12 protein-coding genes and 2 tRNA genes are annotated in these 12,060 nt (G+C 44.3%); 10 read left to right on the forward strand and 4 right to left on the reverse strand.

Translation table 11 applies throughout. The features are described from left to right. Nucleotides 1-310: 310 nt before the first annotated feature. Nucleotides 311-1,774 carry an alpha-amylase gene (locus tag N4310_RS04825; protein ID WP_262092284.1) on the reverse strand — a complete coding sequence of 488 codons (1,464 nt, stop codon included), beginning with the start codon at nucleotides 1,772-1,774 and terminating at the stop codon, nucleotides 311-313. Between the two features lie 117 nt (nucleotides 1,775-1,891). On the opposite strand from N4310_RS04825, the gene N4310_RS04830 reads away from it, so the two are divergent. From N4310_RS04830 to N4310_RS04850, 5 genes are all read left to right on the forward strand, one after another. Then, the gene (locus tag N4310_RS04830) at nucleotides 1,892-2,122 is read left to right on the forward strand and encodes a DUF2969 domain-containing protein (RefSeq protein ID WP_160332130.1); all 231 of its coding nucleotides are present in this window, start codon (nucleotides 1,892-1,894) and stop codon (nucleotides 2,120-2,122) included. Nucleotides 2,123-2,171: 49 nt separating this feature from the next. Beyond that, nucleotides 2,172-2,252, forward strand: a tRNA-Tyr gene (locus N4310_RS04835). An 11-nt stretch (nucleotides 2,253-2,263) separates the two neighbouring features. Beyond that, a tRNA-Gln gene (locus N4310_RS04840) sits at nucleotides 2,264-2,335 on the forward strand. A 151-nt stretch (nucleotides 2,336-2,486) separates the two neighbouring features. Continuing rightward, nucleotides 2,487-3,686 carry a 30S ribosomal protein S1 gene (gene rpsA / locus N4310_RS04845; protein WP_160332129.1) on the forward strand — a complete coding sequence of 400 codons (1,200 nt, stop codon included), beginning with the start codon at nucleotides 2,487-2,489 and terminating at the stop codon, nucleotides 3,684-3,686. Between the two features lie 219 nt (nucleotides 3,687-3,905). After that, a complete protein-coding gene (locus N4310_RS04850) occupies nucleotides 3,906-4,673 on the forward strand; it encodes a LytR/AlgR family response regulator transcription factor (protein WP_262092285.1) in 768 nt (255 codons plus the stop codon). 29 nt (nucleotides 4,674-4,702) lie between these two features. Here N4310_RS04850 and N4310_RS04855 read toward each other — a convergent pair whose 3' ends face one another. Beyond that, entirely contained in the window at nucleotides 4,703-6,892 is a 2,190-nt protein-coding gene (locus N4310_RS04855) for an LTA synthase family protein (protein WP_262092286.1), read from the reverse strand. Between the two features lie 251 nt (nucleotides 6,893-7,143). Here N4310_RS04855 and N4310_RS04860 point away from each other — a divergent pair, with 251 nt between their 5' ends. The 5 genes from N4310_RS04860 to N4310_RS04880 are packed head-to-tail and all read left to right on the forward strand — an operon-like array spanning nucleotide 7,144 to nucleotide 10,525. Continuing rightward, the gene (locus N4310_RS04860) at nucleotides 7,144-8,307 is read left to right on the forward strand and encodes a class I SAM-dependent rRNA methyltransferase (RefSeq protein ID WP_262092288.1); all 1,164 of its coding nucleotides are present in this window, start codon (nucleotides 7,144-7,146) and stop codon (nucleotides 8,305-8,307) included. Next, a complete protein-coding gene (locus N4310_RS04865; RefSeq protein ID WP_262092289.1) occupies nucleotides 8,304-8,993 on the forward strand; it encodes a type I 3-dehydroquinate dehydratase in 690 nt (229 codons plus the stop codon). Before N4310_RS04860 ends, N4310_RS04865 begins: the two co-directional genes overlap by 4 nt. Before the next feature lie 23 nt (nucleotides 8,994-9,016). After that, entirely contained in the window at nucleotides 9,017-9,859 is an 843-nt protein-coding gene (locus N4310_RS04870) for a sulfite exporter TauE/SafE family protein (protein ID WP_160332055.1), read from the forward strand. Nucleotide 9,860: 1 nt separating this feature from the next. Continuing rightward, nucleotides 9,861-10,133 carry a DUF1634 domain-containing protein gene (locus N4310_RS04875; RefSeq protein ID WP_160332054.1) on the forward strand — a complete coding sequence of 91 codons (273 nt, stop codon included), beginning with the start codon at nucleotides 9,861-9,863 and terminating at the stop codon, nucleotides 10,131-10,133. A gap of 53 nt (nucleotides 10,134-10,186) precedes the next feature. After that, the gene (locus N4310_RS04880) at nucleotides 10,187-10,525 is read left to right on the forward strand and encodes a YlbF/YmcA family competence regulator (protein WP_160332053.1); all 339 of its coding nucleotides are present in this window, start codon (nucleotides 10,187-10,189) and stop codon (nucleotides 10,523-10,525) included. A 91-nt stretch (nucleotides 10,526-10,616) separates the two neighbouring features. Here the strand turns inward: N4310_RS04880 and N4310_RS04885 are convergent, their stop codons facing one another. Beyond that, a complete protein-coding gene (locus N4310_RS04885) occupies nucleotides 10,617-10,859 on the reverse strand; it encodes a type B 50S ribosomal protein L31 (RefSeq protein ID WP_160332052.1) in 243 nt (80 codons plus the stop codon). 99 nt (nucleotides 10,860-10,958) lie between these two features. After that, the gene (locus tag N4310_RS04890) at nucleotides 10,959-11,906 is read right to left on the reverse strand and encodes a DHH family phosphoesterase (RefSeq protein WP_262092290.1); all 948 of its coding nucleotides are present in this window, start codon (nucleotides 11,904-11,906) and stop codon (nucleotides 10,959-10,961) included. Nucleotides 11,907-12,060: the final 154 nt, after the last annotated feature.

Raw genomic sequence — 12,060 nt, forward strand, 5'->3', positions numbered from 1 at the left:
TAAAAGAAAAGGAGAGACTCATTTCAGTAGATGAATCTCTCCTTTTTAGGCTTTATGAGACTTTTGTCCCAGCCTCTCTCCCACCCCCGCAAGGCTGATTAGGTTCTCTTTCGAGCTTAAAAAGCGAACGATTGGAGTTTGCTTCGCAAACAAGATTTGGTACTCTCTAACAGCATACAATGCTATTAGACCCAATCAGCTACTGTGTCAAAGGTATTTTGTTATACAAAGTCAATGAGGCTAGACTTTTGTCCCAGCCTCTTTTTTATACGCAGAAAAGGGATATGCATCGAGGTCATATCCCTTTGTTTTATAAATCACTAGTCAGGGTCCAAGCAGAGATACTGCGGCCGTGAACGGGGAAGCTCGCCCAGCCGTCTTCGCCGACTAGAACGGTATCTGAGTGGTGGCCTAGTTGGTCACTAAAGCTTTGTCCCTGCCATTGGGTTCCAACAAACATGGAGATGGCAGCATCGTCTTTATTGCTGAGGATAACCGCTAGAGGGCTGCGGTCTAATTCTTCCGGAATCCGTGTCCAGCCAATGGTGTTTGGCTCTTCAAAGTAGTCGGTTTCTGCTCCATAGGCCCAGTATTTACGGAGGATGAGGAGCTTATCTAAAACTTCTTGGAAGCTGGCTTGGGCATGAGCTCCTTGAACACCATAGTAGTCGCCATAAAAAACGCAGGGTTTGCCCTGCTGGCGAAGTAAGATCAGACCGTAGGCAAGGGGTTTAAACCAATCTGCAACGACTGACTCCAAGGCTTGGCCTTTTTGGGTGTCGTGGTTTTCGACAAAGGTCACTGCAGAGTCGGGATGGTTTTTGACCAGGCTACCATCAAAGATGGTGGTTAAGTCAAAGTCGGCTTCTTTTTCTCCAGCTTCCTGGAAATTGTAGTGGAGTTTGACATCAACTAAGTCAAAGCGGTAGTCTGTGTCTTCCAAGTAATTGGTGTTGGTTTCTTCATCAGGATTCCAGAATTCTCCGAAGACATAGAAATCTTCAGAGAGGTTGTCCTTAATATCGCGGATGAAGTTTTTCATAAAGAAGGAATCGATGTGTTTGATGGCATCCAGGCGGAAACCCGAGATTCCTGTTGTGGGGATGAACCAGTTGACCCAGTCATAGAGATTTTGAACGACTTCTGGATGTTTGAAGTCCAAATCTGCATACATAAGATAGTCGTAGTTGCCGTTTTCCTTGTCCACAAGACTATCGTCAGACCACCCTTTATTGTCACCGACAATTTGGTAGATACCAGTTTTCTTGCGACCGGCATCAAAGTCTGTTCCGGTAAAGTGGTACCAGTGCCATTGGAAATCGTTGTAATGCCCACGACGACCTGGGAAGTAGAAGTGAGTCCAGCCTTTAATGCTGAAGGGCTCGGTCAACTCCTTGGTTCGATCTTTGGAGTCGACCTCAATGACTTTAAACGACTCCAGTCCATCAGCAGAAGCCTTGTGATTCAAGACGAGGTCAGCGATAGCTGAGATGCCATGGTCTTTTAACATACGGATGGCCTGAATGTATTCATCCTTGCTTCCATATTTGGTGCGTACGGTTCCTTTTTGGTCAAATTCCCCCAGGTCAAAAAGGTCATAAATTCCGTAACCAACATCGCTATCATTGGTGGCTTTAAAAGCAGGTGGCATCCAAACCTGGCTAATCCCAAGTTCGGCTAAATGAGGGGCATCTGCGGCCAGCCGATTCCAATGCTGACCGTCATTGGGAAGATACCACTCAAAGTATTGCATAAGTGTTTGATTTCTTTCCATAGCCCTATAGTAAAAGGAAGAGCCCTTTTTGTCAAATTTTCACTTATTAAATTTCAAGTCTGATTTGATTTTTTTAAAAGATTTGTGTAAAATCAATAGAAGATTGTGAGGTGTAGCATGAGTCGGAAAGAGAAAAAAATTGAAATTCAGTTAAAGGACCACTCGGTAAAAGTGGGAGCAGAGACTTTTGAGGGCTATCAATTGATGATTGGTAAGCAGGTCGTCGGTGAAATTGCTGAATTGGAGAACCAGTTTGCCTTGGTTTCCAATGGAAATGTTCAGGAATTTCACAAAAAATTGGAGCAAGCAATTGAAAAAGTTATCGAAAGTTATAATTTATCCAAATAAAAGGCTTGCATTCTGAGAATAGTGTGATATAATAATTTTTGTTGATGTCGGAGAGATAGCGAAGAGGCTAAACGCGGCGGACTGTAAATCCGCTCCTTCGGGTTCGGGGGTTCGAATCCCTCTCTCTCCATTTCTCATTATTGGGGTATCGCCAAGCGGTAAGGCAAGGGACTTTGACTCCCTCATGCGTTGGTTCGAATCCAGCTACCCCAGTTCTTAGGTTACTTATTGGATAGAGGAAGCTAAAATATCCTTTGGATATTTTATTTCTTTATATCTAGGCGACGGTTGAAGCGGTGCGGTACTTAGGAAGAAATTTTATAAGTATATCAAGTATTGACTTGATTGTTGGAGGATTTTTTAGATGAACGAATTTGAAGATTTGCTAAACAGCGTTAGCCAAGTTGAGCCAGGCGATGTTGTGACAGCTGAAGTATTGACTGTTGATGCTGGACAAGCTAACGTAGCAATCTCTGGAACTGGTGTTGAAGGTGTCTTGACTCTTCGTGAATTGACCAACGATCGTGACGCAGACATTCACGAATTGGTTAAACCAGGTGAAACACTTGAGTTGCTTGTACTTCGTCAAGTTGTAGGTAAAGACACTGATACTGTTACCTACCTTGTATCTAAAAAACGTCTTGAAGCACGCAAAGCTTGGGATAAATTGGTTGGACGTGAAGAAGAAGTTGTCACTGTTAAAGGTACCCGCGCAGTTAAGGGTGGTTTGGCAGTTGAGTTTGAAGGACTTCGTGGTTTCATCCCAGCATCTATGCTTGATACTCGCTTTGTTCGTAACACTGAGCGTTTTGTAGGTCAAGAATTTGATGCCAAAATTAAAGAAGTGGATCCAAAAGAAAACCGCTTTATCCTTTCACGTCGTGAAGTTGTAGAAGCTGAAACAGCTGCAGCTCGTGCAGAAGTATTTGGTAAACTTTCTGTAGGTGATGTTGTAACTGGTAAAGTTGCTCGTATCACTAACTTTGGTGCCTTCATCGACCTTGGTGGTGTAGACGGATTGGTTCACTTGACTGAATTGTCACATGAGCGTAACGTATCACCTAAATCTGTTGTAACAGTTGGTGAAGAAATCGACGTTAAAGTTTTGGACTTGAACGAAGAAGAAGGACGTGTTTCCCTATCTCTTAAAGCTACAGTTCCTGGACCTTGGGACGGTGTTGAGCAAAAATTGGCTAAGGGTGACGTTATCGAAGGAACTGTTAAACGTTTGACTGACTTCGGTGCCTTTGTTGAAGTATTGCCAGGTATCGATGGCTTGGTTCACATTTCTCAAATTTCACACAAACGTGTTGAAAATCCAAAAGATGCACTTCAAGTAGGTCAAGTGGTTAACGTGAAAGTTCTTGATGTGAACGCAGCTGACGAGCGTGTATCTCTTTCTATCAAAGCTCTTGAAGAGCGTCCAGCACAAGCTGAAGGACAAGAAGAAAAACGCGCTTCACGCCCACGCCGTCCACGTCGTCAAGAAAAACGTGACTTCGAATTGCCAGAAACACAAACTGGTTTCTCAATGGCAGATCTTTTCGGAGATATCGAACTTTAATCAAAAACGAAAGACAAATCTCATAGTGGGATTTGTCTTTTTTAGTTTTTGAAAAGTCGGTTCTAGACTGTGCTGCCATTCAGAACGTTTTCATAACCTTTCAGAACATGAGAGTTTGAATGGGTTCTTTTTCCTGTATTCTTAGAGGGTTGGATTTGGAGATTGTTATGCCAAATTTCTTCGAATAATAAGATGAAAGGGAAATGTTTACGTGGCGTTATGAATATTTTTGTTTATGAAGAGCTTTGTCGAGATCATTTTTGGTGGGAAGACTTGCTGCAACATGTTTTGGTGACAATTGGTGTGGAGCTGGAGCAGTTAGAGATTCGGACCACCAGTGCGGGTTTATTGGATGCTTGGTCAAGAAGGGGGAGGCATCAGGTCTTTATTCTGGTTCTTCATGGAGAGTCTTCTTGTCGAACTTTTTTTGATTTGGTGGTTCAAATTCGGAAGCGGGATGCCCTAGCTTCGATTATTATTGTGGCAGATTCTTTGTTGTTTATGGAAGAAGTTTTTAGAAGTCAGGTTGGTGTTTTGGATTATATTTTGCGGGATTTGCCTCCTATCCGCTTTCATCAACGACTAGCCACTGTGCTGTTGCAGATTCATAGCTATTTTATTCAGGATACGCCTAAGGAGTTGATTTTAATCCGGAATTCGCAGGTACAAATTCAGATACCGGTGCGGAAGGTCTTTTATATTGAACGAAGTTTCCGAGCTCACTATATCTCAATTGTTACCAGTGATGAAGAAGTGTCGGTTATTGCAAATTTACAGGATGTCAAAGCCACAAGCCCTTTTCTTTTTAGCTGTCACCGGTCCTTTTTGGTCAACCCTTTTAATATTCGGCGGGTTGATCGGCAGCTACGATTAGCGCTGTTTCCTAAGGGTTATTCCTGCCCGATTTCCAGAAACCGGATGATGGAATTATTAAATCTAATCCACTTTCAATGCCAGGCTTGCTCACGGGATGATAAAAGGACTTAACGCTATTGGCTAAGTCCTTTCAGTTTTGGTTATTCTTCTGCCTCTTCTTGGCTGGAACTGGATGAGCTACTTGAATCGCTATCTTCCAGGAATTGTTCCGGGTGTAGGGCCTTGTATGTTGGGGAATCAAAGAGATCAATGGTGCTGGATTGACGTTGGCTAAACAAGCTGCTGGATGTTTGGCCTTTTTCTTTTTCAATTTTTAGCAGTTGATCCATGGCCTTATTGTAATTGATCTTACTTACATCTGGTTTGCCCAGGCGGTTCTCACTATAGAAGCGGAGGAGGTCCCCTGTTTGAATCATGTCTGAGATAGAGAGCTGTTTATTGGCCTTATCTCTGGCATCATCAATGGCTTTCTGGGTGGAGTCGTCAGGAGTGGTAATCTCTTCTCCAGTAGCAGTGTAGTAGGTCCGACCGGAATAGGACGTGTACTCTGGAGTTACAAAGTAGTTACTGGAGCGGAAGGCTACAATCTGCTCGTGGTCAGGTGATAAGAGATCCTGTCCAACTTGGAGGAAGTTGCTGGAATTGATTCCAAGCAGGTGTTCCAGGGTTGGTAACATATCGATTTGGCCACCATAGGTGTCGATGACAGCTCCATCTTGCATGCCGGGTACGACAACAATGTAGGGAATCCGTTGCAACATGGCATTGTCATAAGAAGACCAGGTTTCAGGATTTTTGTCTAATAGGGGAGCCAAGGATGGGTTCCGTGAATTGGAAATTCCATAGTGGTCACCATAGAGGACAATGACTGAATTTTCATATAAGCCAGTTTCTTTGAGATAGTCAAAGAAGGATTTAATGGCTGAGTCAAGGTAATTAGCTGTGGCGAAATAACCATTGATGGTTTCATCCTTGGTTTCTGCCAAGGGGAATCCTTGTTCATCGCCAATCAAGCTGGTGGTATAAGGGTAATGGTTGGAAACTGTTAAGTATTTTACATAGAAGGGTTGCTGCATATGTTCGAGGTACTTAATAGAGTCCTTGAACATGATTTTATCATTCAAGCCGTACTGGAAGGAATTTTCACTAGTGGCCTTACTCATATAGGATTGATCGAAGAAATAGTTGTAGCCCCATTGTTTGTAAGTTGTGTTTCGGTTCCAGAAACTTCCAATGTTTCCATGGAAAACAGCAGAAGTATAATCGCCAGTTTGAGCCAGAATATGCGGTGCCGCTTGCTGGGTATTGGTTCCTCCGTAGTTGACCATGAAGGATCCTTGGTTGAGTCCAAATAAGCCCGATTCAATCATGGTTTCAGCATCAGATGTTTTTCCAGCCTTAACTTGGTTGAAAATATTGGAGAAGGCGAAACTTTCGTTTGAATGATAGAGTGAGTTAATAAAAGGAGTCACTTCGTATTCTTGATTATCAGACTTGAGTTTGTAATCAATTAAAAATTGTTGGAAAGACTCCAAATGGAGATAAATCACATTCCGCCCCTTGGCAATTCCAAAGGTTGCGGGGTTCGGTGCTGCATTGTGCTCCTTGATATACTCCAAAACAGGTTCTAAATCGGTTTCGGAAGCCTTGGCCCGTTCCTTATCCGCCTGGTAGGTCTGGTTGGCACTATAACCAAAGAAGGCTGGAAGTCCCAATGCACGGACTACATAATAGTTTGAGAAGCCACGGCTCAATAGCTCCGGACGATCAACTTCGGCAAAGAACAGATTGGCCGAGAAGAGCATGGTGGATAAAGAGGTGATCGCAAAGCTAGCATTGAGGCTGAGCGGACGATCATCAAAAGTGACCTTTTTCTTCCAGAAAAGGTAAACAATAAGTGGAATATCCAACAAATAGAGCAGGTCGAATGGTCGAAAGAGCTTGGCCGCTGCATCTCCCAAACCTGCGGAAACACTGCTGGAAGCGAGCATGGTATTGAGCGTAATAAAGTCTGAGAATTCCCTGTAGTAAATAACATTGGAGAAAAGCCAGGAGAAGAGTACTAGGTACATAATGGCTAAGAGCGGGTAGTAGACTTTGGTCGGTTTGGCATAAAAAGGAAGTCCTAATAACAGGAGTCCCAGCGGTAGTGGGTTGAGAATGGCCAGGGCCAATTGGTAAAACCCTTGCATATTTCCGAGCTGAATATCCAGATTAAAATTGAGGAAATAGGCAACGATGCTTTTGAACCAGTAGAGGATTAGGAGAATAAAGACTAAGCCCAATCGACTACTCATGGTTGTTAGAAGTGTTTGTGTTAGTTTTCTCACGGAATAATTTCCTTACTTTGTCCATGTATCCATTATGGATGAGACAGTTATTTTTTGGGAATCCTCCCAATTTTGTTTCAAACTTGATTATATCACAAAATGAAAGAGGGAAACCAGAATCAAGATAAGGGTGGTTTATTTTTAAGAATCGGTTAAGTTTGCAGGCTGGAGATGGAGGAAATAGGGGATAGGACTACTCGAAAAAGAGAATTTTGTCCAATTGTTCTGTAAATTTTGTTATAATTGAAGATATGAAACAAGCAGTTCTATCAAAGAAGTGTCAACTAGAGGTTGAACGGGGAAGAATTCTTCTGAATGAGAAGGACCTAAAACCAAGGGATTTAGACAATGAGTTTGTACATTTCTACAATCAACATGGCGAGTTTTTGGCTTCAGGCTACCTTGCTAAACAAAATAAGGGTCTTGGCTGGGTTTTATCACGGGAGTCCGTGACCTGGGCGGACTTTGGGTTACAGGCTCTAGTCGCAGCTGCAAAGGAGAAGCGACAAGCCTATTTGCAGGACACAGGGACCACAGCCTTTCGGGTTTTTAACCAGGAGGGAGATGGTCTCCCGGGTCTGACGGTTGACTTGTACGGAGACCACCTGCTCTTTTCTTGGTATAACGCTTTTGTTTTCCAACAGAAAGAGGATATTATTGCTTGTTTTCAAGCGATTTATCCCGAGTGTCTGGGTGCCTATGAAAAGGTGCGCTTCCAGGGGCCTGGTTATGAAACGGCCCATCTCTATGGGGAGACGGCTCCTGATCACTTTTTGATTGCTGAAAATGGTGTCCGCTATCAGGTTTTTCTTGATGATGGCTGGATGACGGGGATTTTTTTGGACCAGCATGAGGTTCGCAAGGATCTGGCTCAGGGCTTGGCGCAGGGGCAGCGTGTGTTAAATCTCTTTTCCTATACAGCTGCCTTTTCAGTGGCAGCTATAGCTGGCGGAGCGGTTGAAACAGTTTCGGTCGACCTTGCCAAGCGCAGTCGGGAGTTGTCCCAGGCGCATTTTCAGGCAAATGGGATGGGACTTGACTCTCATGCCTTGGTGGTGATGGATACTTTTGAGTACCTGCGTTATGCGGCGCGGAAGGGTTTGACCTTTGATGTCATTATTATTGACCCTCCAAGTTTTGCCCGGAATAAAAAACAAGTCTTTTCTGTCAGCAAGGATTACCATCGTTTGGTGGAAGAGTCACTTAAAATTTTAGCTCCGCAAGGAAAAATGCTACTCAGCACAAATGCTGCTCAGTTGTCTTTGGACAAATTCAAGCAGGAGATTCAAAAAGGAATGGGGGAGACTTCTTATACAATTGAGAAGGTTTACCGTCTACCGCAGGATTTCCCAAGTTATGCCGAGGAGCCGACAAGTAATTATTTAAAAGTTATACAGATAAGGGTGGATGAATGAAGTTAGTTGTACCAATCATGCCGACCAGCCTAGAAGATGTACAGGCATTGGACACCGACCGCTTTGATTCGGTGGATATTATTGAGTGGCGGGCAGATTATAGTCCCAAGAAGGAGGATATTATCGCCCTAGCTCCAGCTATTTTTGAAAAATTTGCAGGTCGCGAAATTATTTTCACTTTGCGAACGACGCGTCAGGGTGGAAAGATGGAGTTGAGTGGACCGGAGTATGTGTCTATTCTACGGGAGATTCAGACCTTGTACCAACCAGAGTATATTGATTTTGAGTTCTATGCCTATCGTGAAGAATTTGAGCAGGTATTGGATTTTTCAAATTTGGTCTTGACCTATCATAACTATGAGGAAACTCCTGATAATTTAATGGAAATTTTATCCGAGTTGACGGCTCTGAATCCTCGAATTGTCAAGGTTGCAGTTCAGCCTCAGCATGAACAAGATGTGCTGGATCTTATGAATTATACGCGTGGTTTTAAGACCTTGAATCCAGAGCAGGAGTATGTGACGATTGCGACTGGAAAATTAGGGGTTTGGACACGGTTAACGGGTGATTTAACGGGATCTGCCTGGACTTTTGCAGCGCTGGAGACTCCAAGTGCTTCGGGGCAGTTATCCCTACATAAAACACGACAGATTCTGGAAGCCATCGATGATGCGGATTCTGAGTAGTTCGGGCTCAAGGGAGGTGACTCATGCTTGAGTTTGGAATCTTTATCAGTATCGGTATCTTGGCAGGTCTGCTAGGCTCTCTTTTGGGTTTGGGTGGTGGTATCATTTTAACGCCAATCTTGACCATTGCCCTGGGTTATGACATTAAGGTGGCGGTTGTCGTCTCCATCTTTGCAGTCCTCGGGACCAGTGCGGGATCCGCCCTGGCTTACTTGGAGGATGACTTGCTCAACCTGCGATTGGCCATGTACTTGGAGATTTTTACGACCATTGGAGCCTTTGTCGGTGCGCTTTTGTCGAGGCTGGTGCAAGGTCAATTCCTTTTTATCCTCTATGGTTTGCTGATGTTTTATCAAGCCTATACCATGTGGAAAAAAATAAGGGGTGGGGAGACCCACCATTTGCAGAGTGCTGTTCAAAAAGAGCCAAATCTCCTGCAAAAGTCCCTCAGTGGTTCTTACCAGGATTTGCAAAGTAAGACCCAGGTCGATTACCAGGCAGCCAATATTCCCCTAGGATCTTTTATCATGTTTCTCGCCGGTGTTGCTTCAGCTCTCTTGGGGATTGGAGCAGGAGCCTTTAAGGTTTTGGCGATGGATAATGTGATGGGCCTACCCCTGAAAGTGTCGTCTGCAACGGCCAATTTCATGATGGGGGTTACGGGAGTTTCTTCCGCCATCTTCTACTTTAGTCAAGGTTCGGTTGAGTTGCCCATTGTGGCACCGATTGTTCTTGGAGTCATTGCTGGTTCGACCTTGGGAAGCCGGTTGATGCCTCGAATTCCGGTTGCCTTTCTACGGGTCTTGTTTGTCTTGGTACTGTTGGTGACAGGGGTCCAAATGTTTCTCAGGGGATTAGGAGGATAAGATGCAGTCCATCAAAACGAGTATTCAAGCCTTGCTACGGATCGGTTTGGTGTTAACAGTGATTCTCTTGGCTCTGGGTAGTTTCTTACATGTCCTGGGCTTGGAGCAAGTCAGTCAGCTGACTCTCTTGCTTGGTGCTTGGACCTTGCTACTAACGCCTATCCTCCGGGTGCTGATTTCCCTGATCTTTTTCTACCAGGAAAAAGACCGCCTGTATCTGGCGATTACCCTTTTGGTTTTAGCCATTATTGGCCTGTCAATTGTCTTTGCCTAATCAAGTTTTCTTTTAGGAAACTAGTTTATGATGTATAAAAAGGAGAAAATCATATGTCTAATATTTATGATGTCGCAAATGAGTTGAATCGTCGTCTTCGTGGTTTACCTGAATACCAAGCGGTCGTTCAGGCTAAGAAAGAGATTGGCCAAAATCCGGAAGCCCAAGCTATTTTTGAGGAGTACATTCAATTTCAAAATGAATTGCAACGGATGGCGCAAATGGGGCAAGCTCCTGAAGGGGATTTCGAAGGGCGGATGCGCGAGTTCTCTGAGAAAATTCAAAGTAATGAGCTTGTATCCAATTTCTTTGCTAAGGAACAGCAATTGGGAGTTTACCTCAGTGATCTTGAGCGGATTGTGTTCGAGCCTGTTCAAGAATTGCTGCAGTAAGCTGTGAGAAGGAGGTCGTTAGGCCTCTTTTTTGCTAAATACTTTTGTTAGAGAAGCAAAAAAACCAGCCATTTTGGCTGGTTTTTGAGACTTATTTGAGACCGTATTTTTTGTTGAAACGATCCACACGTCCATCTGCTTGTGTGAACTTTTGGCGTCCAGTGTAGAATGGGTGTGAGTCTGATGAAATCTCAACACGGATCATTGGGTAAGTTTCACCTTCAAATTCAACAGTTTCGTTAGAGCTCTTTGTAGAACCGCTAAGGAACTTGTAACCAGTAGATGTGTCCATGAAGACAACAGGGCGATATTCTGGATGGATATCTTTTTTCATGATGTTAAAAAATCCTTTCTGCCATGGTCTCTTTGCGAGCCATAGATTATTACCTAGCTAGTTTACCAAATGTGATGGGCTTTGGCAAGTTTTTTTGATTTATTTCTGACTTTTTTTCAGTAAATCTTGAATTTCAGAGTAGATTTGATCATTTTCGGCTAGATTAGCGGAGTTGGCTCCGCTGGCGAGGGGATGGCCCCCTCCGTCATGCTGTTTGGCAATGTCATTGATAGGGATCCTTTTGGAGCGGAGGCGAACTCGGTAGCCGCCATCTTCTTGCTCGACAAAGACGCCCCAGCTTTGGACATCTTTAATTCGTCCAGGAGCTCCGACTACCGCAGAGGTGTCGGTTTCTTTGAGCTTGAGTTGTTTGAGGAGATCCTGCCGGATGGTCACACGCGCAGCTCCGTTTTCGTCGATTTCAAGGTTGTCATAGACATAGCCCTGGAGTTTGGCAATTTCAAGGCTGATGGTGTCCATTTGGCGAGACAGGTCGCTGAAGTCAATAGAGAATTGGCGCAGGTAGGCAGCCATTTCAAAGGTCAAACTGGAGGTTGAAGGGAAGAGGAAACGGCCGGTGTCGCCGACGATCCCCGCATAGAGTAGACGAGCGGTTTGAACGTCCATGAGAAGCTTGGCTTCACGGGAGAAGCGCGTGATCATTTCACTGGTGGATGAGGCTTGGGAATCGACCCAGGAAATATCGCCATAGGGGGCATCATCCGGGTGGTGGTCGATTTTAATCAGCTCTTTTCCGTTTTGATAGCGCTGGTCATCAATTCGTTCCCGGTTGGCGGTGTCACAGACAATAACGAGGGCGTCTTGGTAGTCCTCGTCGGCGACATAGTTCATACCGGCTAGCCAGTGGAGGTTGGGTTCGTCGTAGCCGGTTACTAGGATTTTTTTCTCGGGATAGTTGAGGAGGAGGAGGTTCTGCAGGCCAACCTGGCTACCGATAGCATCGAGGTCTGGGCGGATATGCCGGTGGATGATGATTTTCTCGTACTGGGTAATCTTTTCCAGTATTTTTTCAACAATTGCTTCCATAGTGATTCCTTTTTGCTTTTTTTCCATTTTAACATAAGGGAGGAGCAATGCAAACTTTCAGATTACTTGTGATATAATCCCGAGTTTATCAGTTTAAAAAAGACAAAGGATAGCTAACCCCTTGTGTACCAAGGAGTTTGGCCATCCTTTTTGA

Origin of the sequence: Streptococcus danieliae, from assembly GCF_025447695.1 — a bacterium.
GTDB classification, from domain to species: domain Bacteria; phylum Bacillota; class Bacilli; order Lactobacillales; family Streptococcaceae; genus Streptococcus; species Streptococcus danieliae.